This window comes from Methylotuvimicrobium sp. KM2 (assembly GCF_038051925.1).
In the GTDB taxonomy this organism is placed as follows: domain Bacteria; phylum Pseudomonadota; class Gammaproteobacteria; order Methylococcales; family Methylomonadaceae; genus Methylotuvimicrobium.
In genome coordinates this window covers 3,874,046-3,897,333 of record NZ_CP150634.1, presented here as the reverse complement: position 1 = coordinate 3,897,333, position 23,288 = coordinate 3,874,046, and the positions used below count along the sequence as shown (strand labels likewise).

The 23,288-nt window shown below is 51.0% G+C and carries 21 protein-coding genes; 19 read left to right on the top strand and 2 right to left on the bottom strand.

The genetic code is table 11. From position 1 onward, the window contains the following. Positions 1-10: 10 nt before the first annotated feature. From WJM45_RS16350 to WJM45_RS16310, 9 genes are all read left to right on the top strand, one after another. Entirely contained in the window at positions 11-1,282 is a 1,272-nt protein-coding gene (locus WJM45_RS16350) for a CpaF family protein (RefSeq protein WP_341326128.1), read from the top strand. Beyond that, a complete protein-coding gene (locus WJM45_RS16345; protein WP_341326127.1) occupies positions 1,275-2,177 on the top strand; it encodes a type II secretion system F family protein in 903 nt (300 codons plus the stop codon). The genes WJM45_RS16350 and WJM45_RS16345 overlap by 8 nt, the downstream gene beginning before the upstream one ends. 11 nt (positions 2,178-2,188) lie before the next feature. Continuing rightward, complete coding sequence (locus WJM45_RS16340; protein ID WP_341326126.1) at positions 2,189-3,121, top strand: type II secretion system F family protein; 933 nt, start codon at positions 2,189-2,191, stop codon at positions 3,119-3,121. Beyond that, positions 3,108-3,866, top strand: a complete 759-nt coding sequence (locus tag WJM45_RS16335) for a tetratricopeptide repeat protein (RefSeq protein ID WP_341326125.1) — start codon at positions 3,108-3,110, stop codon at positions 3,864-3,866. Before WJM45_RS16340 ends, WJM45_RS16335 begins: the two co-directional genes overlap by 14 nt. 248 nt (positions 3,867-4,114) lie before the next feature. After that, the gene (locus WJM45_RS16330; RefSeq protein ID WP_341326124.1) at positions 4,115-5,083 is read left to right on the top strand and encodes an IS30 family transposase; all 969 of its coding nucleotides are present in this window, start codon (positions 4,115-4,117) and stop codon (positions 5,081-5,083) included. Between the two features lie 176 nt (positions 5,084-5,259). Beyond that, positions 5,260-5,592: a transposase gene (locus tag WJM45_RS16325; protein WP_341326123.1), complete on the top strand. Its 333-nt coding sequence runs from the start codon at positions 5,260-5,262 to the stop codon at positions 5,590-5,592. Beyond that, on the top strand, positions 5,589-6,656 hold the full coding sequence (locus tag WJM45_RS16320; protein ID WP_341326122.1) for an IS3 family transposase: 1,068 nt from the start codon (positions 5,589-5,591) through the stop codon (positions 6,654-6,656). The genes WJM45_RS16325 and WJM45_RS16320 overlap by 4 nt, the downstream gene beginning before the upstream one ends. A 430-nt stretch (positions 6,657-7,086) precedes the next feature. After that, the gene (locus WJM45_RS16315) at positions 7,087-7,368 is read left to right on the top strand and encodes a DUF3613 domain-containing protein (protein WP_341326121.1); all 282 of its coding nucleotides are present in this window, start codon (positions 7,087-7,089) and stop codon (positions 7,366-7,368) included. 45 nt (positions 7,369-7,413) lie between these two features. Then, complete coding sequence (locus tag WJM45_RS16310; protein ID WP_341326120.1) at positions 7,414-9,177, top strand: TadG family pilus assembly protein; 1,764 nt, start codon at positions 7,414-7,416, stop codon at positions 9,175-9,177. A gap of 377 nt (positions 9,178-9,554) precedes the next feature. Here the strand turns inward: WJM45_RS16310 and WJM45_RS16305 are convergent, their stop codons facing one another. Beyond that, positions 9,555-11,048 (bottom strand): ISNCY family transposase, encoded by a 1,494-nt coding sequence (locus WJM45_RS16305; protein ID WP_341326119.1) that lies wholly within the window; start codon positions 11,046-11,048, stop codon positions 9,555-9,557. A 212-nt stretch (positions 11,049-11,260) separates the two neighbouring features. Then, on the bottom strand, positions 11,261-12,376 hold the full coding sequence (locus tag WJM45_RS16300) for a GGDEF domain-containing protein (RefSeq protein ID WP_341326118.1): 1,116 nt from the start codon (positions 12,374-12,376) through the stop codon (positions 11,261-11,263). 499 nt (positions 12,377-12,875) lie between these two features. Here WJM45_RS16300 and WJM45_RS16295 point away from each other — a divergent pair, with 499 nt between their 5' ends. The 10 genes from WJM45_RS16295 to flhF all read left to right on the top strand — a co-directional run bounded on the left by WJM45_RS16295 (position 12,876) and on the right by flhF (position 23,264). Continuing rightward, positions 12,876-13,379 carry a flagellar basal body-associated FliL family protein gene (locus tag WJM45_RS16295; protein WP_341326117.1) on the top strand — a complete coding sequence of 168 codons (504 nt, stop codon included), beginning with the start codon at positions 12,876-12,878 and terminating at the stop codon, positions 13,377-13,379. Between the two features lie 2 nt (positions 13,380-13,381). Then, entirely contained in the window at positions 13,382-14,362 is a 981-nt protein-coding gene (gene fliM / locus WJM45_RS16290) for a flagellar motor switch protein FliM (RefSeq protein WP_341326116.1), read from the top strand. Positions 14,363-14,714: 352 nt separating this feature from the next. Beyond that, positions 14,715-15,152 (top strand): flagellar motor switch protein FliN, encoded by a 438-nt coding sequence (fliN, locus tag WJM45_RS16285; RefSeq protein WP_341326115.1) that lies wholly within the window; start codon positions 14,715-14,717, stop codon positions 15,150-15,152. After that, positions 15,152-15,589: a flagellar biosynthetic protein FliO gene (fliO, locus tag WJM45_RS16280; RefSeq protein WP_341326114.1), complete on the top strand. Its 438-nt coding sequence runs from the start codon at positions 15,152-15,154 to the stop codon at positions 15,587-15,589. Before fliN ends, fliO begins: the two co-directional genes overlap by 1 nt. 235 nt (positions 15,590-15,824) lie before the next feature. Beyond that, a complete protein-coding gene (fliP, locus tag WJM45_RS16275; RefSeq protein WP_341328964.1) occupies positions 15,825-16,520 on the top strand; it encodes a flagellar type III secretion system pore protein FliP in 696 nt (231 codons plus the stop codon). Positions 16,521-16,710: 190 nt separating this feature from the next. Then, positions 16,711-16,980, top strand: coding sequence for a flagellar biosynthesis protein FliQ (fliQ, locus tag WJM45_RS16270; RefSeq protein ID WP_014149590.1), 270 nt, complete (start codon positions 16,711-16,713; stop codon positions 16,978-16,980). 4 nt (positions 16,981-16,984) lie between these two features. Continuing rightward, positions 16,985-17,758 (top strand): flagellar biosynthetic protein FliR, encoded by a 774-nt coding sequence (gene fliR, locus WJM45_RS16265; RefSeq protein ID WP_341326113.1) that lies wholly within the window; start codon positions 16,985-16,987, stop codon positions 17,756-17,758. Between the two features lie 9 nt (positions 17,759-17,767). After that, positions 17,768-18,901: a flagellar biosynthesis protein FlhB gene (gene flhB, locus WJM45_RS16260; protein WP_341326112.1), complete on the top strand. Its 1,134-nt coding sequence runs from the start codon at positions 17,768-17,770 to the stop codon at positions 18,899-18,901. Positions 18,902-19,699: 798 nt separating this feature from the next. Next, positions 19,700-21,793, top strand: a complete 2,094-nt coding sequence (gene flhA, locus WJM45_RS16255; RefSeq protein WP_341326111.1) for a flagellar biosynthesis protein FlhA — start codon at positions 19,700-19,702, stop codon at positions 21,791-21,793. Positions 21,794-21,809: 16 nt separating this feature from the next. Then, entirely contained in the window at positions 21,810-23,264 is a 1,455-nt protein-coding gene (gene flhF / locus WJM45_RS16250; protein ID WP_341326110.1) for a flagellar biosynthesis protein FlhF, read from the top strand. The last annotated feature ends 24 nt before the right edge of the window (positions 23,265-23,288 follow it).

Below are 23,288 nucleotides of genomic sequence, written 5' to 3'. Positions count from 1 at the left end.
AGTATCGGGCATGGCGTTCAAGTATCCTCTCAATGACTACAGCCTAAAACATACCGAGACCTATCAGGACCTCAAGTACAGTTTGCATCGTTATTTGATCGATTGTGTCGAGGATGACGGGGTTCCACTCAATGAATGGTCGCGCGAGCAAATTCGCGGATACGTTTTCGATCATGTATCGCGTTATGCCGGGCAACGGCAAATTGCCGTGACCAGTTACGATCTCGACGACCTGACCGAGGATATGATTAGCGAGCTAACCGGGTTCGGGCCGCTCGAATCGCTGCTGGCCGACGAAAAAATCAGCGATATCATGGTTAATGGCGCGAAGAATATTTTTCTCGAGCGTAATGGCTTGGTCGAAAAGGCGGATTTGCGGTTTATCGACGATGACCATGTATTGCGCGTCATTCGCCGAATCATCGGACCGCTCGGACGCCGTCTGGACGAGTCGAGCCCGATGGTCGATGCCCGTCTGCCCGACGGTAGCCGGGTCAATGCGATCATTCCGCCATTGGCGGTAGACGGTCCTTGTCTTTCGGTGCGTAAGTTTCGGAAAGACCCGTTACGCGATTCGGATTTATTGGTATACGGTTCGATCAATGAAGCGATGCTGGAATTGCTGCGTAAAGCAGTGAGCTATCGATGCAATATTTTGATCAGCGGCGGTACCGGCACCGGTAAGACGACCCTGTTGAATATTCTGAGTCGATTCATCGATGTCAATGAACGAATCGTAACGATCGAGGACGCCGCCGAATTGCAGTTGGGGCACAGTCATGTGGTGCGCCTGGAAACGCGTCCACCCAATGTGGAAGGCGAGGGTGAGATTAGAGCGCGCGATTTGGTGCGCAATGCCTTGCGGATGCGTCCCGATCGCATCATTCTCGGCGAGGTTCGCGGCGAAGAGGTATTGGACGTGCTGCAAGCGATGAATACCGGGCATGACGGTTCGATGAGTACCGTGCATGCCAATAGCGCCAGGGATGCCCTGGTTCGGCTGGAAATGTTGTCGGCCTTGGCGAATTTTCAAGGCGGGATAGAAATTCTTCGGCAAATGATTGCCTGCGCGATCGATATCATTGTGCAAATTACCCGTTTTTCCGACGGCACGCGCCGTATCACAGCGATAGTCGAAGTTGGAGACTTGCGCGACGGACAGATCATGCTCAATGAATTGTTCGGTTACGACCGGATCCGTAAGTGTTTTACCGTGATCAACAGTCGTCCCTCCGGACAGAAGTTCGAAGCCGATTCCGGCGAAGGCGGACGCTTTGCTTAGCCAGCAAATCATGATTTTCGCGCTGGCCGCCGCATTGTTGGCCGTCGCTTTGTTCATTTATCAGCGTAGTCAAAAGGAAGCGCTCGTCGAGAAAGTGGGACGGCGCATGGCCGAAGCCTCGGGGATGGAGACGAAAGTGCTGCTGCCGCAGGAAGGCAGGCACTTCCCGGGGATCGAACGGCTGTTTTGGCGGGCCGGAATGGAAGTTAAGCCTCAACAGCTGCTTTCGGGAATCTTGTGTTTGTTGTTGATGGCTATCCTGGCCGGCTTGGCGAAAGGTCTCATATTCGGCATGGCGGTCGCCGTGGCCGTTGTGTTGGCCGTTTATCTATGGTTGGTGTATAAGGCAAAAAAACGCATTCAACTGATTTTGACGCAACTGCCTTTGTTCCTTGATCAGGTGTTGCGAGGGCTCGGCACCGGCCGAAGCATGGAAGGCTCGTTACAGCTGGCCGCCGAGGAAATTCCCGATCCTCTCAAGAGCATTATCGGGCGGATATTCCGCGCCAACGAATTGGGAGCCGATTTGGGAGAGGCAATTCAGGAAGCCGCTAATCTATACCGGATCGATGAGCTATATTTACTGGCTTTGGCGATCAGGATCAATCGCAGTTACGGCAGTAGCGTACGGGATTTGTTGCAAAGCGTGGCGAACATGATCAACGAACGCGAAGCGGTGCGCCGGGAGTTGCGTTCGTTGACCGGCGAGACCCGGGTGACTGCCTGGGTGCTGGGACTGACCCCGCCGGGCATGGCGGTCTATATCATGATCATGAATCCGAAATACTTGGAAACCATGTGGCAGGACCCGTCCGGAAAAATCATGCTGATCGTGGCGACGGGTTTGCAAATATCAGGAGCCGTTATTTTATGGCGCATGATTAAAAGTATATAGGAATCCTCGTTATGGCATTGTGGTTATATCTCTCGATGGCTTTGCTGCTAGTGCTGGCGGGTTTATTGCTGTTGTTTGCGGCAAATCGTTCCGGCGCTGCCTCGCCGGCGACGCAGCGCCGGTTTAATGAACTGCTCAAGGTCGGAGTGCGTACGGGAAGTTCCGAAGAGGGCTGGATCAAGGGGGCGGCGGAACGCATGGGCGGTAAAACGTTGGGCAAAATATTCGCGGGCTCGGATCAAGAAGAAATGACTCGCCTCTTGAAGCAGGCCGGCTGGCATGCGCCGCGTAAGCGTTTGACCTTTTGGTCGGCAACCTGGCTGACACCGCTGGCCATGGTGGTGTTTGCCGTGATTGTCGATGCCGTCGATGGTGACCTGGAAGGGAAGCAAAAAATGGCGTTGGTGTTCGTCGCCTTTGTGTTGGGCTTTCTAGCACCGCGTTATTTGTTGCGTTACCGCGCCGCCGCACGCCGTAATGCATTGGCCCGGGAAATGCCCACCGCGATTTATTTATTGCGCATGCTGTTCGATGCGGGGCTTTCCACCGAACATACTATACGCGTGATGCATGAAGAAGGGCGGATTCTAATGCCCAATCTTTCCGAAGAATTGACCGGTGTGCTGCAGCGTTTCGATGCCGGTCATGATCGGGCCGAAGCCTTGAGCGAGATGGCCGAGCCGCTCGCGGTGAACGAATTGACCGATACGGTTGCGATCATCAAGCAAGTGACGCGGTATGGCGGCAATATTCGAGAATCGCTGGCGAATTTTGCGCAATTAATCGAGGAGCGCCAACAATCGGCGATGCGAGAATATGTCAATCGCTTATCCGCGAAAATGTCGATCGTGATGATGATTTTTCTTTTTCCGGCTTTGCTGATTTTTCTGGCCGGGCCGGGGTTTTTGGCTTTGGCGAGGGGGTTGATGAATGTTGCCGGGTGAATGTGCGCGCGCCGGCGTCTTGCTGAGTATTTTCGGAGCGGTGATGACCGGCTGCGGATTATTGTCGCCCAAAGACGGCATCGACAGAGACTCGAATACGGAGGCTCAGGTTCGTGCGAGATCTTGCGGCGACGATGACGAACCGGAGCAAAACGTCAAGCTCGATTTAATCCGGCAGATCATGGACTCCGGAAAACTTTATGCGGCATTGGCGCACTTGGACAATACCCACTCGTCCTCGTTGCAGGCTGCTTATTTACGCGCGGAAATTCTGCGTCGGACGGATCACGCAGACAGGGCCGAAACGTTCTATCGCAAGTTACTGAAAAGTTGCTTGGCGGGCAGGGGTTATCACGGGCTCGGGTTGATCGCCGGTAAAAAACAGCGTATTAACGAGGCCATCTATTATTTACAAAAAGCCGCCGACGAACTGCCGGTCGATTTACGCGTACGCAATGATTTGGGTTATGCGTTGTTGCTGGACGGCCGCTTCGATTCGGCGCGCGAAGAATTTCTGACGGTTCTGGAATTGGATGGCGGGGACCGTTTAGCCGCCAGTAATATGATCTTACTGTTGTCGATGATGGGTAAGGAGCAGGAATTACGGGTTTTTTCCGAGTATTTGCACATAGATGCGGAAACGGTTGCACAGTTGCAGGTACAAGCCGAAGGAATTAAAGAGTCTATGAAAGGTAAAAGGGGAAAGAGGAAAGAGGAAAGAGACTTGGCAGGACAGGGTTTGTAACCCCGCCCTAAACGTTTCGACCGTGGCCAAAGCAAATAGAACGTACGGGGCGGATTGAGTAACCCGCCCCGGTGTCCCCCTGTGTCAGGATAGTTGTCGCCTCTAAAATTTTATAGAGGTAAAAAAATGCAAACCCGTTATAGTGAAGCGCGGATTCAACTAACAAGTGCAATTCATTTTGAGTGATAAAGAAGGGGTCAACTGTTATAGTGCCACCCCTTCTCAATCCGACCAAAGATGGATAAGCGATGACGGACTACAAACAGTTGACCGAAGCACAACGATACCAGATTGCCGCCTTATTGAAAGCAGGACAAACAAATAAAAAGATCGCCGAGATTGTTGGCGTCTCAGAGGGCACGATTAGCCGTGAGTTGACACGTAATCGCGGACTGCGTGGCTATCGTCCTAAACAGGCCCAGATCAAGTCGGACAGACGCAAACGGCAAGCCTTTAAGTCCGTTAAAATGACCGCGGAAGTAATTAGCTTAATCGAAGGCCAAGTGCGTCTGGATTGGAGCCCTGAGCAAGTTTCGGGCTGGCTGGACAAGGAGCACGGCACACGTATCAGTCATGAACGGATCTATCAGCACATTTGGGCAGACAAACGCGCGGGAGGCGACCTGTATAAGCACTTGCGCCAAGCCAACAAGAAGCGCCGCAAGAAATATGGCTCGAAAGACAAACGGGGGCAGATTGTCGGGCGTGTCGGCATCGCAGAAAGACCGGCGATTGTTGACGAAAAGGGCCGTATCGGTGATTGGGAAATTGATACCGTCATCGGAAAAAACCATCAGGGCGCCTTGGTGACGCTGGTCGATCGTAAGTCCAAGTTCACCTTGATTAAAAAGGTCGATAGCAAGCATGCTGAAGGCGTGACGACAGCAACAATTGAGTTACTGACCAATTATCAGGACAAGGTACTGACGATTACCTCGGATAACGGGAAAGAGTTTGCCGGACACAAAGCGATCAGCCAAGCGCTCAATGCGCCAGTTTATTTCGCCAACCCTTATTGCTCCTGGGAACGTGGACTTAACGAGAATACCAATGGCCTCATTCGGCAATATTTCCCCAAGGGCAGCAGCTTTGAGGACATCACCGACGAGCAGGTCGAAAAGGTTATGCACCGGCTCAATCACCGCCCCCGAAAAGGACTGGACTATCGAACACCTCATTCGGTGTTTTTTGAACAACCAGAGTGCAAAGCCGCATGATTAGTGGGATTGCACTTATAACTTGAATCCAGGAAGAATTTAAAGAGCAAGCCCTGAGCAAAGTATTGCAACGCGGTGATAAAAGCATTCAATCGATTGCCGAAGAATTGAATATCAGCGTGTTTACACTGAAAGGCTGGCTTAAACGGACACGATCTACTTCAATTACAAAGACTATGAAACAACAACGTCCTAAAGACTGGACCCGGCAACAACGGTTTGAAGCCTTGGTAGCCAGCGCAGGCTTGGAAGGCGAAGCGCTCAATGCCTTTTGCCGCGAACGAGGCTTATTTACCCATCATCTGCAAACTTGGAAACAAGACTTTATTAAACCGCTTGAGGCGGCCGAATCCAGCCACACATCAAGGAAAGCGGCGAAACCCTTGCAGGACGAGATTGACCAACTGAAAAAAGACCTCCAGCGCAAGGAGAAAGCCTTAGCAGAAGCCGCGGCTTTGTTGATTCTTCAAAAAAAGTGCCAAGCGTTCTGGGAGGAAAAGGCGTCATGATCCCTCTTGCAGAACGCATGCATTTAGTCACGCTCTTTAACGAGGCCGTTAAACACGGGGCACGTAAAGCCAAAGCCGCCGATGTCATGGGGCTACAGCTGCGCACGTTACAACGTTGGCAACGCCCCGAAGTCGTGCCGATTGACGGTCGTACGCTCCGGCAACAAGCGCCGTGCAATCGTTTGAGTGACGTAGAACGCGCCGGGATATTAGCCATAGCCAACAGCGATGAGTTCAAAGACAAAACACCGCATCAAATCGTACCGATCTTGGCCGAACGCGGCGAATATTATGCTTCAGAGTCGACGATGTACCGCATTTTTCGCGAGGCGAAACAAGTGAATCACCGTCATGCCTGTCGAACACCGGTCGAGCGCAGCAAGCCGAAAGCCCTGACCACAACGGCGCCAAAACAACTGGTGAGCTGGGACATCACGTATTTGACCAGCCTCGTCAAAGGCCAGTTTTTCTATCTGTATCTGTTTATGGATATTTTCAGCCGCAAGATCGTCGGTTGGCAAGTTTATGAGCAAGAAAGCAGCGAACTGGCTGCCGATCTGATCACCGATCTCTGCCAACGTGAAGGCATTCCACGACATCAGTTAGTCTTACATTCCGACAACGGCAGCCCGATGAAAGGGGTAACGCTGCTGGCAACCTTGCAACAGCTGGGCGTTACGCCCTCGCGGAGTCGCCCGGCGGTCAGTAATGACAACCCGTATTCCGAGTCGTTGTTCAAAACACTGAAATATGACGCACAGTATCCGACACAGCCTTTTGCCTCGCTGAGCGCCGCCAGGGAATGGGTGACCGGCTTTGTCTGCTGGTATAACCACGAGCATCGGCACAGCGGCATTCAATATGTCACACCCGAGCAACGTCATACGGGTGAAGACCAGGCGATCTTGAAGCAACGCCAAGCCGTTTATGAGGCCGCTAAAGCCAAAAAACCGGAGCGCTGGAGCCGTGGTACCCGAAACTGGGATTGGCAGGCACAAGTCTGTTTAAATCCCGATAAACCGATCGATAATGCGGTAAAAAATACCGACACTACCGTTCATTAATTTTCAACACATGCGACAACTACGTTGACATTTACCGGTGTCGGTGAAGCCCCCTTGTGGGAGCGACGCTTTCGTCGTCCCTCACCTAACGCTAGGTGAGGGAAAGCCGGGTGCGTTAGGTAACAATAAAGGGTATCGAGGTCGCATTAGCGCGTAGCCCGTATGCAGCGTAGCAGAATACGGGAATGGCGTGGCTTCGAACGTCCCGGATTGCGCTACGCTCCATCCGGGCTACCTTGGCAGGACGGGATTTGCAACCCCGTCCTAAACGTTTCGACCGTGGCCAAAGCAAATCGAACGTATGGGGCAGATTGAATAACCCGCCCCGGTGTGAAGCCGCACCTTGCGGTAGCAAGGCGGTATTTACGATTTTTAGGGCAGCTAAGCTGGCGCGGTGGGACCGAGATAAACTTAGACTATCAAAGGGGGAATGATGTCCATTAAGTCGATCGCGGCGGGCTGGCCGCTGATATTGATGTTCAATGCGACCGGCGTGCTTGCCGAATTGCCGAAGGAGCGTCCGCACGGCGAGGATACCCGTCGCTGGCTAGAATTGCAGCGAAGCGGAATCGCGGCTTCTTCGACGCGGCAGACGGTTTCGGGACCGGTCGCTCATGAGATTCATAAGCGCTATGTCGAAAGCTTCACGCATACAATTCCCGAGTATTTCAAAATGAATCAAAACGGCATAAGCAGCGGTTCTTCGAACTGATATTCGGCTCGAACGTCGATGGAGGAAGATTGGAGCAATAACGCTATGCATTCGTTAAACAAACCGAGTGAAATCCCCCACCACCGTGCGCGACCGCTCGCCCGGCAACGAGGCGCCTTGGGTATTTTGGGCGCGATGGTATTGTTGTTGTCGATCTTGTTTACCGCGCTGGCGGTCGATACCGGGCGCTTGATGGTGGAACAGCGGCGCTTACAGAGCATAGCTGACATGGCGTCCTTGGATGCCTCCTCGCAATCCGGTTGGTGCGGCGATGGTAATCTATCGACCGCGGAAGCGGCCGCGCAGGCCAGCGCGGCGCGCAATAATCATCCGCTCGCCGGCGACAGAACGCTGGAGGTTTTACTGGGCACGATCTCGGTGGGCGCAGGCGGCGTCAGGAATTTCATGGTGGATAATCCGGCCACGTCGACGGCGGTGCGAGTGACCGCCGGCAATACCGTACCGGCAAGCCTCTTTGCCGGCGGAATACTGGGCCGAGAGGCGACCTTACAAGCGACCGCGGTCGCGGAGCGCCGGGGATTGGCCGGGTTTTCCGTCGGTAGCGGATTGTTGTCGGTGAATACCCAGGAATCGATGGTTCTTAATGCGTTACTTGGCGGAATTCTGGGGTCTTCACTCGATCTCAGTGCGGTTTCTTATGAAGGCGTCGCTAGTACCAATATTTCTCTTCTGAGTCTGGTGCAGGCCGCGGCCGGGGTCGGTACCGTCAATGAGTTGTTGAAAGCGCCGGTGTCGGTGGGCGAGTTACTGCAAATTTACGCGAATGCGGTGAACGATTCCGATGTCGTGGCGTTGGAGGTGGTCGCTGCGATGCAGACTTTAGCGAGTGCTGCTGTTTCCAATGCCGAGCTGACATTAGGAGACGTCTTGGTCGTGACCGCGCCGAATGTAGAGGAGGCCGCTTCGGTCGAGATTAATTTGCTCGACCTGATTACCACGACGGCCTTGGTTGCCAATGGTGACAGTGCGCTGACGCTGCCGTTGAATTTCGGATTGCCGGGAGGGCTTTCGGTAAACACTGTACTGAATGTGATAGAGCCGCCGCAACTCGCGATCGGCCCTCCCGGTATGGACGAAGATGGTAATTGCCGCACCGAGGCGCGAACCGCGCAAGTCAGGCTGGACTTGACGGCTCAGGGCTCATTAGTCAAAAGTGTCGTCGGCGGATTGCTGGGCGAAGGTTTGCTGGCTAGCTTGTTGGACGATTTGTTCAGTCTTTTGGGTGCGTTGTTAGGCTCGTCGGATTTGATCGATGTCGATGTGGTCATTAATTTAGCGGTCGAGGCTGCCCAAGGCCGCGCTTGTCTGGAAACCATTCAATGCGCCGGCCAGGGAAGCCCGAAGTCGCTTGTGACTATCGGCGTCGAGAAGGGAATTGCCGACGTCGATCTCGATGTTCTTGTGACGCTGAACCTAAAGGTGGTCAGATTATTATTGTTCCCCAGTTATGAAGATATTCAGGTGCCGTTGAGCCTATCGCTAAATTTAAGTGACGCGATCGAGGAAAGTTTGCAATTTGAAGTCGGCCCCGGAGACCTGCCGCAGATTCAGCGGGCCGAAAGCAATGTGGGGCAGAGCTTGACCAATGCGCTCGAAGATGAAAACTTGGTAAACGTTGCCGGTGTCGATCTGAACTCTTTAGGTATTGCCGAAGGTTTGGTCCGCATCATTTTAGCGGCCGTTGCGCCTATGCTGGATACACTGTTGGGTGTATTGGGGATTGATATCGGTTATGCGGATGTCAAGTTGATCGACCTAGACATTGGCCGGCCTGACTTGTTGATATGAAACTATTTCCAGTTTCTTCGGAGGATTAGCAGCGACATGCTTTAAAAGCAACCTGGGAAGCGGATGTGAGTTGACTGTTTTTAGCTCGATGCATAGTGGGTTACAGGGAAACCTGTATGCTTTTCTATGCAGGAATGAGCTCCACGCAAAAAACTCCCGCCGTTTTAGGTAGTGCTTGAACGAAAAAGCCACTTTTCAGAAAACCCCCTGCAAATTTGACGGAAACTCTACCTCAATAACCGACAGAAGCAGTGGGGATTACAGCAATTTAGCTCATATTGCCCGAGCAAATAAGAATTATTCTTATTTGTGGTGAATTTTAGGCGCACCAACCCCTCCTGTTGAACGCTGCCTGTTCTTCTCGAGGCGGCAGGGTGCTATGCGGCGCGCTTTCGCTGTTCGATTAAACGCTGCCGTGCTTGCTCTCGCTTGATGGCGCCCAGCTGTTGGATGTTACGCGATAGCACGGCTAATGCCACATAGCGCTCAATGCCGTCAAGGCCATGATCACGGCAAGTGTCCAGACCATGCACTTCGAGGGCATTAATGGCGGATTCGACCGCCGAATGTTGCCGTCTCAGACGCTTGAATTCGGAGGCATGTTCGCGGGCTTGATCGACTTTGGAGAGTCGGCCTTTTTGGGGCAGCACCACGGTGTCCAATAAGCCTTTCAGGTTATTTTGGTTGCCTTTACTATGGAAGGCTTTGTCATAGCTGCATGTTTTCAGGTTGGGAAATACTTGTTGTGCGCCTTTGACCATCGGTACCGCGACTTGATCGTCAGTGAGCTTCGACATGACCAGACTGTGCAGGATGAAGCCATACTGGTCTTCCAGGATGCAAACACGCAGGCCCAGCTCGACCGGCACGCCGGCCTTGCCTTTGCTGATCCATTCGGTGTGCCGCTGAAACAGGGAAAACACTTTTTCGTCATGTGGGATGGTTTCGCCTTGCAGGATTCGCCGCTGGATTTGGTCGATCTGGCGTTCGGCATCCCGGCCGAAAACCTCTAAAGAGGCGAGCATTTCAACAGGCACCTGATGCTGAGTACGAAGACAGCTTAGCGTACCTCGGGCACGATCGAGAAAGGTTTGCGCAAGGTCGAGGTAATTCCGGCAGGCCTGATGGATTTCCTCTTGTCGGGCCGCTTTCTTGACCTCGTCTTTGGAAGTTGAGTGCTTGAGTGTTTGTACGGTCCGGTAGAGTCGCTTGAACTGTCGAAGGTTGAAAGCATGTTGCCGCCAGCCGAGTAACGGATAGGTGTCATTCCATTGGCCGCAGCCTTGGATCAGTTTGCGGATGGCATCGTACAACAGATTGAGATCGGTCGGAAAATGCACATGCGTTTCGACGACGAACGAATCGCAACGGCCATGGAGTGGCGCCTGTGCACTTAAGCTCAAGGCCTGATGACCGGCGCGCACCACTTCCGCATTGATACGGGCCATCAGCTCCGGAGTGAACAGCCTGAGGTTGTCGCGCAAGGTTTGCAGGCGATAGCGGAAATCGCTCTCCAAACCGGTGTGTCCGAGCATGTCCCGAAGCGTCTTATGTTCATTGGCCAATTCCAGGATACGGTCATAATCGGCATTGAGCGCCAGGCGAAGCGTGCCCAGCACCAGAATCGCCCATTGATTCATGCCGGGCCGTCCCTTGTCGAGCGATACGACGCGAGTCTGCTCACCGTCCGTTTGGATCGGCGCGAGCTCCTTGAGGATACCGAAAATAGCATCGCGTAACGGCCGTGTGCAGTAGAGGTGTTGCAGGCCTAACAGCAACAAGGGAATATCGTCCCGTGAAGTGACATCGATAACGATGTCGGCAATGTCGATTTGACCAATGCACAGCTGTGGCGATAAGACGTTTCTCATGGGCACATGTCCAGCGAAGTTTTGACAAAATTGGGCGGTGATTGGGGGGCAACGGCTGGCTAAACTTTAAAGCGTGAAAAAGATAGCATTAACTATCAACCGGTTAACTGAATAAGGCATTTTTCACACCAATTAGGTCGCTGCCAATCTTCATGCGCTTATTTTATCATAACCTGTTGTTTTATATTTGTATTTATATTACCGTTCACGCACTAGGTATTTTCAGGCTCATCCAGATTCGGGTCATACCAGCTGACTCTGTTGCGCCCATTTTCTTTAGAGCGGTATAGAGCTTTGTCGGCTAGTTTTACCAAGTCTTCGGCCTTCATGTCTTCCCTCGCAAATGTTGTAAAACCTCCCAGGCTAATCGTGACATGGCCTAGCGTCGATTGTTCGTGAGCAATTTCGAGATCCTCGACGGCCTGACGCATCCGCTCGCCGATCGCATAGGCATCGTCACGTGCTGTTTTACTGAGCAATACGACAAATTCTTCTCCGCCATAACGTGCCACCAGGTCGATTGCGCGCTTAACCGACTCGGCGAGCGCCCCCGCGACTTGCTCCAAGCAATCGTCTCCTTCTTGATGGCCGTAGTGGTCGTTGTATTTTTTGAAAAAATCGATATCCATAATGATCAAGGAAATCGGGGTGCCGTATCGAAGTGCATGCGCCCATTCTTGTTGTAGGACGAAATCGAAACGGCGTCGATTTGCAAGACCTGTCAATTTGTCTTGTCCGGCTTCGTTTTCCAGGCCGAAGCGGGAAAGCAGACCATCCATTAAATCGGAATGTAGTCGATAAGCGGAATAAAAGAGGCTGCCACCCAGTATCAATACAGCGGGAATCGAGCTTAAGTTGGGCTCGTTGTCCATTACGACTAAAATACTAATTAACGGTAGCATTATCCCTAATAAGAATGCCGCATAGACCGACGGCAACGTGCTGAGCCTTGGCAATGCAGCGGCGGCTACCGCGCCCAGCATCATGAAGACAAATAAGCGGGTATGTATCGATAGCAATGGAAATAGGAGCGCGGCGGCGCCAAGGCTTAACCCGGCAATGCCGGCAGCGACAATGTCGGGTATGATTGTGTCGCCCTTAATTGAATCGTCGGGAATATGGCTGAGCGCCCGGATGCTTCTATACCAATGCCAAAAACCGCCAAGCAAGGCAATAGCAAACCACGCCCCCCAAATCGATAAGGGAAGTTCGAACCATAAATATGCTGCAATAAGGCTCGTATGTAGGCAGTGAACGGCAAGATCTCTTGTCGAATGTCTATAGAGATGCCGGATCAACTGTGTGGAAAGTCGATGTGGGTCGATCAAGTTCGTTTATCCCGTCGTTAAGTCAATGGCGTAAAAGCAAATTTCAGGTAAGTATTCAGCCTCCCTGACGGTTTTTTGGCCTGCGTCCATAGCGTTTTCTAGTTCGCCCTGGGTGATACTAAAAGGTTCCAGAAATTCCTCTTTGAGTATAGTAGCGTAGGCCGGGTTAGCGCTAGCGTAACCCGACATTTTGTCCCTCGATAGGTCGGGTTACGGCTCCGCCTAACCCGGCTTACCCTGCTGCCGACATCCGATTCAAGCCTCCCTGTCCTTTTTGATTTCCAAATTGGGAATTGCTGCTATTCGATGTATATCCCGGAGCGAAGGCGGCGAGTCTACTTTATACTGTGCAATGGAATGATCGCCTGAAAAAACCGAAAACCGTCATTTTTATGGCAAAGGTTTTAAGTTGTCGGGCTAAGATTTTGATCTATAATTATAAGTTAATTATGGTTTGTTTATTGCTGAATGATGAATTGAGATAAAAGGTTAAATATATATGGCGGAAAAAAATCAAAAATCGGAAGGCGAAAAGAAGTCGTCTAAGAAGCTCATTATCATCATCATACTGGCTGTGTTGCTGGTATTGGCGGGCGCGGGCGGCGCTTATTTTTTTCTTGCCGGTGATGATCCCGAGAGTGTGGCCGACGTTGCAGAGACCGAACAAAAACCTGAAACCAAGCTCGAGGTTTTTTATTACGATTTTAGTAAACCGCTGATTGTAAATTTTCCTGCGGGTTCGAGAATGCGGTTAATGCAGGTCTCTATATCCTTGCTGGTTGATAGTCAAGAAGCCATAGAAGACTTAAAAAAACACGATCCTATGATTCGAAATAATCTCTTAATGTTGATTAGCGCGCAAAGTTCCGATGAACTCAATTCTCGGGAAGGTAAGGAGACGCTTAGGCAGGCAGTGCATGCCGAGGTGAGTTCGGTCTTGGAAAAAATGACCGGTAAACAGCCTCTCAAGGAGGTGTTTTTTACTTCATTTGTGATGCAATAATTATGTCTACCGCAGACCTGCTTTCTCAAGAAGAAATCGATGCTTTGTTGCATGGTGTCGACGATGGCGAAATCGAAACCGAAACCGATGATGTAGAAGAATACTCCGGTGCGCGTACGTACGATTTTACCAGTCAGGAGCGTATCGTTCGCGGTCGAATGCCGACGCTTGAGATGATCAATGAACGTTTCGCACGCTATTTTCGAATTACCTTGTTCAATTTTTTGAGACGTTCGGCGGAAATTTCGATCTCGGGCATACAAGTCCAAAAATTTTCCGAATATGTTCAGAGTCTGTTCGTGCCGACTAATCTGAATATTGTTAAATTTATGCCGTTGAAAGGCCGAGCCCTTATCGTTATGGAGCCGCGATTGGTTTTTACTGCGGTGGATAATTTTTTCGGCGGTACCGGGCAGTTTTATAACAAGGTCGAAGGCCGTGAATTTACGCCGACCGAAATGCGGGTGATCCGTTTGTTTATCGACATGATATTCAAGGATATGCAGGAAGCCTGGAGACCGGTTCTGGCGTTGCAGTTTGAATATTTGACTTCCGAGGTTAATCCGCAGTTCGCGAATGTCGTCAGTCCATCGGAGATTGTTGTGATCTCGACGATGCATGTCGAGCTTGATGGCGGCGGCGGCGATATCAATATCGTCATGCCTTATACGATGATCGAGCCGATTCGGGAATTGCTCGATCAAGTGATCAGTGATCGGGGGGAGACGGACGGGCGTTGGCAGGAGTTACTGAGAAAAAGTGTCATGAATGTGGGCGTGACACTCGATAGCTTGCTGATTGAGAAAAAAATGACGGTTAAGGAAGTCATGCATTTGAAAAAAGGCGATGTGATACCGGTCGATATGCCGGATACCGTAAGGTTAAGAGCGCAGACTGTTCCGGTATTTGAAGGCAAGATTGGTTTATCGGACGGTAATTACGCGATCAAGATTGTCAAAAAGGTAAACCCTGATTATGTTTGATGGTGAAAGTGTTCAACCCGTTACGAACGTTTCGATTGGTTTGGCCATGATCGAAACGTTTAGGACGGGGTTATAAACCCCGTCCTGCCAAGGGATTCAGCATGTAGCCCGTATGCAGCGTAGCGGAATACGGGAATGGCGTGGCTTCGAACTTCCCGGATTGCGCTACGCTCCATCCGGGCTACGCTGTTTAGACCGGCGAGTGACGGGTTATTTAACCCCTTACGAACGTTTAGGTTTACTTTGTCCATGGTCGAAACGTTTAGGACGGGGTTATAAACCCCGTCCTGCCAAGGCTTGGGTAAGAGCGAAGATGGGATTTAGGAAATGGTTTTAAACAGAGATAGCGATAATGAGTGAACAAGACGATTCGGATTTAGGAGACGATTGGGCGGCGGCGATGAACGAGCAGGCCGAGTCCGAAGCCGAAACAAAGGGCGCCAAAAATAGCAATCATGTCGAGACGGCATCGTTCGATCAATTCGAGAATCAACCCCATGAAGCGAATGAGTTGGGGGAGTCCGGCAACGAAATTCAAATGGATATCATTCTCGATATTCCGGTGACCATGTCGATGGAGATCGGCCGGACTCAGGTGAGCATCAGGAATTTATTGCAATTGAACGAAGGTTCGGTGGTCGAGTTAGATCGGCTTGCGGGCGAGCCGATGGATGTTCTGGTCAATGGTACCCTGATTGCTCATGGCGAAGTGGTCGTGGTAAACGATAAGTTTGGGATTCGTTTGACTGATGTAGTCAGCCCAACCGAACGGGTTAAAAAGCTTCGTTGATGGTTAGGTTTATCTTAAGCGTTTTGTTTTACGCATATTTTCCGTCGGTTTTTGCCGCGGCCGTATCCGAAGTATCCGGAGTTGCGGTCAAAAACGTGGGACTTCAAGACGTGTTGCAATGGGGCTTAGCGCTTCTTTTCGTATTGGGAATCTTTGGGCTTTTCGTTTGGTCGTTACGTAAATTAAGCGGGTTGCAGATTAATGGTGAAGCAAAAATGCGAGTGCTGGGCGGCTTGTCCCTCGGCATGCGCGAAAAAGTCGTTTTGCTGGAAGTCGGCAATAAACAGATGGTATTGGGTGTCACGCCGGGAAGGATAGAGACTTTGTTAGTTTTGGACGGCGAAGACCGCTTAGTGAGTGAGCGAGGCGGACAAGGCGGCGCCAGCGTGTTTTCACAAAAGTTGATGCAAGCGATGAAGAGGCGCGGTAATGGTTAAGGATTTGGTCGTAAATAACTTTCCTATTTTACGGAGGGTTCGGTTGCTCGATTGGCAAGTGTCGGCGGCAGGGAAAGCCGCCGTCAAGCCTACACGGACGTATTCACGGTGTCCTGCCAAGCGAGTTACCGAATCCTCAACAAAGCGCATAGTTCCAGGACGTTATTTATCTCGAAATCCTAAATCTTTGCGGAACCTAACGGGGTGGGGCTTCGTGGTCGCCGTTTTGCTGCCGATGCCGCTTCATGCGACTGGAATCGAGGCGTTTACGGTTACGACCAACGCGCAAGGCGGCGAAACTTATTCGGTGACGATTCAGATCCTCGCGTTAATGACAATGTTGACGGTTTTACCGTCCTTGTTGCTGACGATGACTTCGTTTACTCGGATCATGATTGTTTTGGGACTGTTGCGTCAGGCTTTGGGGACCGCGCAAGCGCCGAGTAATCAAATTTTGTTGGGTTTATCGTTATTTTTGACGTTTTTCATCATGGCGCCGGTATTCGACAAGGTTAATCGCGATGCGATTCAGCCTTATCTTGAGGAAAAAATCGATGTGTTGACCGCTGCCGAGAATGCATCGGCGCCTTTTCGGCAATTTATGATTAGGCAGACACGCGAGTCCGATCTTGAAATGTTTCTCAGGATTTCCGGTCACGAAGAAGTCGAATCGGTCGACGATGTGCCGTTTTCGGTATTGTTACCGGCTTATGTGACCAGCGAATTGAAGACGGCTTTCCAAATCGGTTTTTTGATTTTTCTGCCTTTTCTGGTGATCGATTTAGTGGTCGCTAGCGTATTGATGTCGATGGGTATGATGATGCTGTCGCCGATGATTATATCGCTGCCTTTTAAGATAATGCTGTTCGTGATGGCAGACGGGTGGTCGCTGATCATGGAAATGCTCGCGGCCAGTTTTTATGTGGCTTGATTATTACTCAATTTATTCTCAAAAATTAGTTAACTTTATGAAGGTATGGGATGTGTCTATCGAGGACCGCCGTGAACCCATCCATGAGGGCTTGACGGCAGCAGTTCCTGCTGCCGACATCCTCGCTAGCCACACCCCATACCTTTTATTCTTAGACAGTTTTTTAATCAAAAAGGAGTAGGAGAGAGCGATGACTCCGGAAACGATTTACACGGTAAGCCAGGAAGCGATGTGGGTGGCGGTTAAGTTAACCGCGCCGGTGTTATTGCCGTCATTGATAGTAGGTTTGATTATCGCGATGTTTCAAGCCGCCACTCAGATCAATGAAATGACGTTGACCTTCGTTCCCAAACTCATCGCGATCGGTATCGTGATGATGACGATGGGGCCCTGGATGCTGCAAATGTACTTGGATTTTTTTCAGCAATTGATTCGTGATATTCCTGAAATGATTGGGTAAACGATTGAATTTTACCGAAGCTCAATTATTGAATTGGGTTGCATCGTTTATTTGGCCGTTGATGCGCATCGGCGCGATGCTAGTCGCAGCGCCGTTGTTTAGCATGCAAGGCGTGCCGCCTCGGGTGAGGTTAGTTATTGCGCTGGGTTTGACCTTGGTCGTCATGCCTTTGCTGCCTCCATTGCCCGATGTGCCTATGTTCAGTTATCAGGGTTTGGCGGTGTCGATGCAGCAGATTTTAATCGGCTTGGTGAGCGGTTTCATCATTCAGATGGTTTTTGGCGTCGTAGTGTTTGCCGGGCAAACGATCGCTTATAGCATGGGCTTGGGGTTTGCATCGATGGTCGATCCGCAAAGCGGTCAGCAAATTCCGGTGTTGGCACAGTTTTATATTATCGTTAGTACGCTGAGTTTTTTTGTTTTAGATGGACATTTAATGCTGATTCGCATGGTGTTGGATAGCTTTAATACCGTGCCGATTGCGGTCGATGGGTTGGAACAAGCTGAAATCTGGTCGATCATCGCATGGAGCAGTCGCTTGTTTGCTTCGGGGTTGTTATTGGCTTTGCCGGTCATGGCGAGTTTATTGATGGTTAATGTCAGTTTCGGTGTCGCGGCCCGCGCCGCGCCGCAGTTGCATATTTTTGCGGTGGGCTTTCCGGTTACGTTGATGCTGGGCTTGCTGCTGATCTGGCTGACCTTGCCGACTATGCTTCAACAATTCACCGGCGTCATGGCAGAGGGTTATGAGCTTTTAGAACAGGTGCTGCGTCTGTAGCAGATCGATATGGCGGAAGATACCGGTCAGGATAAAACAGAAGAACCCACGGCGAAGCGGCTTGCCGATGCTCGAAAGAAAGGTCAAGTCGCAAGGTCCAGGGAGCTTAATACTTTAGTGATGCTGGTCACCAGCTCGGTATTGCTGTTATTCATGGGCGGATACCTCGGGCAAGGTATGATCGAGATCATGCAAACCCAGTTTCAATTGAGCAGGGAAGTTATTTTCGCGCCCGAAAGCCCGATTAAATTTTTTAAGCAGGCCTTGCTCGATGCCTTCTGGCTCATCTCGCCGTTTTTGGCGGCACTGGTTGTCGCGGCGTTGATTGGCCCCTTAATTTTGAGCGGATGGGTGTTCAGTTGGGACGCATTGACGCCGAAGCTGGAAAAACTCGATCCGATCAAGGGGGTGGCCCGTTTGTTTTCGAAAAGAGGGCTGATCGAGTTGTTAAAGGCGCTGATCAAGTTTTTATTGGTGTTCGGCGTTGCAATGATCTTATATAAGTCGTTTTTGAACGAGTTTCTTGGGTTGAGTGCGGAGCCCTTGGGGCAGGCTATTCAGCATGCCTTATCTCATATCGGTCTCGGTTTTTTGTTGTTGAGTGCATCATTGGTTTTAATCGTGATGGTCGATCTACCTTACCAACTCTGGGATCATCATGAAAAGTTAAAAATGACTCGCCAGGAAGTGCGTGACGAAATGAAGGAGTCTCAAGGTAATCCGGAAATCAAAGGGCGTCAGCGCAGAATACAAATGGAAATGTCGCAACGGCGCATGATGGAGGAAGTCCCTTATGCCGATGTGATCGTCACCAATCCGACGCATTTTGCCGTGGCATTGCAATACGATCAAAACTCGTCTGCTGCGCCGAAGGTCATTGCCAAGGGTACCGATCTGATTGCGGCGCAAATTCGTAATTTGGCGGCCGGTGCGAATGTGCCGCTATTGGTTGCACCGCCTTTGGCGCGGGCTTTGTATTACTCCACCGATTTGAAACAGGAGATTCCGCAAGGCCTGTTTTTGGCGGTCGCGCAAGTGCTGGCCTATGTGTATCAGTTAAAAACAGCCAAGGCTTATGGTTGGGATGCACCGTTGCCGCCCCAAGATTTACCGATTCCTGAGGAATTTCGAAGGGATGAATAAGATGAAAGAGGAAAGGGGAAAGGGGAAAGGGGAAAGGGGAAAGGGTGAGTCACGTAGGGTACGCTATGCGTACCATGGCAACACCGCTACGCTAATATAAGCCCTTTCATCGTTCCCACGCTCTGCGCTCGCCGTTATACATAAGTCAAAAATTACCGTTTTGCAATCTTAGCTAATGAGTCTTCGATACCATTTATTGTTACTTAACACTTTCGACCTCGAGATCGCGATCAGGGGATCGCTCCCACAGAGCATCCGCCCCCTTGTGGGAGCGACGCCTTCGTCGCGATTTCGAAGCCACTGATGTTCAATATCCGCAGATTTATCAAACAGCACCGTTTCCAGGCCTACGATGACCTCTGTTTAGCAAGTTTACCGATACTTGTGTATAACGGCGAGCGCTCTGCGTGGGAATGCAGCCCGAACCGCTCTGCGGTTCGAGGGCAATGGAGCTCCCCGACCAGGAAGCCACTGGATAAGTGTATGCTGTTTCCCAAGCTGGAGCAGGGGAAACAGCGGAACTCTCTGCGCCTCTGCGCGAGAAAAAGAGCGTGATGCGGGTTAGCCGCTTTTAGCTTGATGCGTATGGGTTGCAAACCCCGTCCTGCTAAGGGTCAAGCCGTTCAAAGGCTTCATATTCTTCATGATCTTCATGGTGAAATACTTTTTTCTAGGTTAAATGCTTATTCAGCAAAGCAAATGCCACGACTAATTCGTCTTAACCGGGGTTGCCAGCTTTTGGCTCCTAATTGCCTCGATCAATATTAATTTACGCCGAGTTATTACCCAGACTAAATCATGGACCTTACCCGAATTTTAAACACCTTAAAAATGATAAGCGGCTCCGGGCTCGGCGCGCCGCTGTTGATCATCATGATTTTGGCGATGGTGGTCCTGCCGTTGCCGCCGTTTTTGTTGGATTTATTTTTTACGTTCAACATTGCCTTTTCTCTGATTATTCTGCTGGTCGTTATTTATATGCTGAATCCGTTGGAGTTTTCGGTGTTTCCGACGGTTATTTTGGTGGCGACTTTGATGAGGCTGGCATTGAACGTGGCGTCGACACGAATTGTCTTGCTCGAAGGGCATCAAGGCGGTGCGGCGGCGGGTAAGGTGATCGAGGCGTTCGGCTCGTTCGTCATCGGCGGTAATTTTGCGGTGGGCTTGGTAGTGTTTTCGATCTTGGTCGTAATCAATTTCGTCGTGGTGACCAAAGGCGCGGGTCGGGTTGCTGAAGTGGGCGCTCGGTTTACATTAGATGCGATGCCGGGCAAACAAATGGCGATTGATGCCGATCTCAATTCCGGATTGATTACGCAGGATCAGGCGCGCGAGCGGCGCGCCGAAGTGGCCGCAGAGGCCGATTTCTACGGTTCGATGGATGGCGCTAGTAAGTTCGTCAGAGGCGATGCGGTTGCCGGTATCATTATTTTATTCGTCAATATCATCGGTGGACTCGCGATCGGCGTCGGTCAGCATGGAATGAGTTTCGCGGAAGCCGGCGAAATTTATGTGCTATTGACTATCGGGGATGGCTTAGTCGCTCAGATTCCTTCGCTATTGTTGTCGAGTGCGTCGGCTATCGTCGTTACGCGCGTCAAAGGCGGTACCGAAGATATCGGTCAGCAAGTCAGCACGCAGCTTTTCGAAAACTCCAAAGCCTTATATATCACTGCCGGTGTAATGGGGACTTTGGGAGTTATTCCGGGCATGCCGAATTTAGTATTCATTCTGCTGGCCGGCTCGATGGCTGGTTCTGCTTATATGATCGACAGGCGCAGCAAGGTTTTGGCCAGTATCGAAACCAAACGGGAGCTCGATGTTCGCCAAACCGTACCGGAGGTCAAGGAGTTGGGTTGGGATGATGTGATGCCGGTCGATATTATCGGCTTGGAAGTCGGCTATCGCTTGATTCCATTGGTCGACAAAAATCAAGGAGGGCAGTTGATGGCGCGGATCAAAGGCGTGCGTAAAAAGTTGTCGCAGGAGTTGGGCTTTTTAGTGCCTACGGTGCATATTCGCGATAATTTGGATTTGTCGCCGACGATGTATCGCATCACATTGATGGGTGTAACGATGGGCGAGGCGGAGGTTTTTCCCGAATTGGAATTGGCGATTAATCCCGGGCAAGTTTTCGGTTCATTGAAAGGCAGGGAATGTCGCGACCCGGCATTCGGTCTGGAGGCGGTTTGGATCGAGGCGGGTCAGAAGGATCACGCGCAAACGTTGGGCTATACCGTCGTTGACCCAGGTACTGTTATTGCCACGCATTTGAGTCATTTACTGCAAAGTAACGCGCATGAATTATTCGGCTACGAAGAAGCGCAACAGTTACTCGATAATCTTGCGAAAGTCGCCCCGAAACTGGTCGAGGATCTGGTCCCAAAAACACTGCCGTTGGGTGTCGTGGTCAAGGTGTTGCAAAATTTACTGCAAGAGCATGTGTCCATTAGGGATATACGAACGATTGCCGAAACTTTGGCGGAGTTCGGCGTCAAGAGTCAAGATCCCGATATATTGACCTCGGCGGTCCGTGTAGCACTAGGGCGATCAATCGTCCATGAAATCAGTGGGATACAACAGGAATTGCCTGTTATCACTTTGGATTCAGAGTTGGAACGGTTGTTGCATAAATCATTGCAGACGGCGGGTGAAGGCGGTGTCGGCATCGAGCCGGGGCTGGCCGAGCAAATGCATCGGTCGCTGGAAGAGAGTGCTCAAAAAATGGAGATGGAAGGACAAACGCCGGTTTTATTGGTTTCGTCCTTTGTTCGTCCCTGGTTGGCTCGCTTCGTCCGTCATTCGATTTCAGGCTTGCATGTGTTGGCTTACAATGAAATACCTGAGGATCGCCAAATAAGAGTGGTTTCCACGGTTGGACAACGCGCCTAATTGACGGGGTAGTACAATGAAAATCAAACGTTTTTTTGCATCGGACATTCGCCAAGCGATGCGCATGGTTAAAGATGAGTTGGGTGCCGATGCGGTGATCATGTCCAATCGCTCGGTCGATGGCGGCGTGGAAATCGTCGCCGCCCGCGATTTTGACGAGCAACTCATTCACAGTAAATTGCAAAAAGATTCGGCTGAGCGGAAAGCTCAAAACCCCGAAGTCAAACAGCCCCCGTTACAGGATTTTGCGGCTGAAAACAAATCGGCTCAGATTATTAGCAGCACTCGAAAAAAAGGAGCGGACGGCTCGGTACCTCCGCGTCCGTTGCGTCGGGATTTTGACGAATATTTGGGTTATGCGGAAAAAATGCAAATAAATCGCCCGCGTCGTTTGCAGCCCGATCCGGTAACGAAGCCGGTGCCGGTTGTATCTGCAAAAATAGAGGAAATTCCCGACGAGTCGGTACCCGCGGTTCAGGAGAAAACGGTGATGTCGGCGCGGACCGAAGAGCCCGTTCCGGTCGCCCGGGAAAACAGTGCGAACGATCAGCTTATCAAAGACATGTTTCAGGAATTGAAATCGCTGAAGATGACGATGAATAGCCGTTTATCGGAAATCGGTTGGCGGCAAAACAGTCAAAGCAATCCGGTGCGGGTCGAATTGTTGCATCGTTTGGTCGATATGGGGATAGCCAAAAATTTGAGTATGAAAGTCGCCGGTCGCTTGAGTAATTATCAAACCATCGAGCCGGCGTTTAAAAAAGCTCAGGAAATGTTGGTTAACGTGCTACCTGTATACAATGATGCGCTTTTGGATTATGGTGGAATCGCCGCGTTAGTGGGCCCGACGGGTGTCGGTAAGACTACGACGATCGCTAAATTGGCGGCACGCTTCATTTTGAAACATGGGCCGAGACAAGTCGCGTTGATCACGACCGATAATTATCGTATTGCCGCGCATGATCAACTCAATACCTATGGTCGGATTCTCGATGTGCCCGTTCGCGTGGCGGCCGATGCCGAGCAACTGCGAAATTTGATCGACGGCTTTGCCGATAAGCGTCTTATTTTGATCGATACCGCCGGAATGAGTCAGCGGGACCAACGCTTGGCCGAGCAAATCCAAACGTTACAACACGAGGACCTACGCATTCGACCTTATTTGGTGATGTCCGCCGCGACGCAATACAAAGCGATGAAAGAGATTATTCAAGCCTTTCAAATTTTTCAGCCTGAAGCAGGCATATTGACTAAACTTGACGAAGCAGCGACCAAGGGGGCGGCAATATCGGCATTAATCGAACAGCGCATGCCGCTATCTTATGTTACCGACGGACAACAAGTGCCTGAGGATCTGCATGCGGCTTCGGCCAAGCAATTAATTGAGCAGTGCGCAGCAGAGTCGGAGCAAGAAAGCGATTATAATGCGATACTTGATTATGACGACTGGGTGGCGCAAGGTTATGCATAATCCATTCGATCAGGCAGCTGGAAT

Coding starts and splice junctions, on each gene's coding strand:
- WJM45_RS16330 (WP_341326124.1), top strand. CDS start 4,115: ATGACGGACTACAAACAGTTGACCGAAGCACAACGATACCAGATTGCC.
- WJM45_RS16315 (WP_341326121.1), top strand. CDS start 7,087: ATGATGTCCATTAAGTCGATCGCGGCGGGCTGGCCGCTGATATTGATG.
- fliN (WP_341326115.1), top strand. CDS start 14,715: ATGAGTGAACAAGACGATTCGGATTTAGGAGACGATTGGGCGGCGGCG.
- flhB (WP_341326112.1), top strand. CDS start 17,768: ATGGCGGAAGATACCGGTCAGGATAAAACAGAAGAACCCACGGCGAAG.
- fliP (WP_341328964.1), top strand. CDS start 15,825: ATGCCGCTTCATGCGACTGGAATCGAGGCGTTTACGGTTACGACCAAC.
- fliM (WP_341326116.1), top strand. CDS start 13,382: ATGTCTACCGCAGACCTGCTTTCTCAAGAAGAAATCGATGCTTTGTTG.
- WJM45_RS16350 (WP_341326128.1), top strand. CDS start 11: ATGGCGTTCAAGTATCCTCTCAATGACTACAGCCTAAAACATACCGAG.
- flhA (WP_341326111.1), top strand. CDS start 19,700: ATGGACCTTACCCGAATTTTAAACACCTTAAAAATGATAAGCGGCTCC.
- WJM45_RS16335 (WP_341326125.1), top strand. CDS start 3,108: ATGTTGCCGGGTGAATGTGCGCGCGCCGGCGTCTTGCTGAGTATTTTC.
- WJM45_RS16295 (WP_341326117.1), top strand. CDS start 12,876: ATGGCGGAAAAAAATCAAAAATCGGAAGGCGAAAAGAAGTCGTCTAAG.
- WJM45_RS16325 (WP_341326123.1), top strand. CDS start 5,260: ATGAAACAACAACGTCCTAAAGACTGGACCCGGCAACAACGGTTTGAA.
- flhF (WP_341326110.1), top strand. CDS start 21,810: ATGAAAATCAAACGTTTTTTTGCATCGGACATTCGCCAAGCGATGCGC.
- fliO (WP_341326114.1), top strand. CDS start 15,152: ATGGTTAGGTTTATCTTAAGCGTTTTGTTTTACGCATATTTTCCGTCG.
- WJM45_RS16305 (WP_341326119.1), bottom strand. CDS start 11,048: ATGAGAAACGTCTTATCGCCACAGCTGTGCATTGGTCAAATCGACATT.
- WJM45_RS16340 (WP_341326126.1), top strand. CDS start 2,189: ATGGCATTGTGGTTATATCTCTCGATGGCTTTGCTGCTAGTGCTGGCG.
- WJM45_RS16320 (WP_341326122.1), top strand. CDS start 5,589: ATGATCCCTCTTGCAGAACGCATGCATTTAGTCACGCTCTTTAACGAG.
- WJM45_RS16310 (WP_341326120.1), top strand. CDS start 7,414: ATGCATTCGTTAAACAAACCGAGTGAAATCCCCCACCACCGTGCGCGA.
- fliQ (WP_014149590.1), top strand. CDS start 16,711: ATGACTCCGGAAACGATTTACACGGTAAGCCAGGAAGCGATGTGGGTG.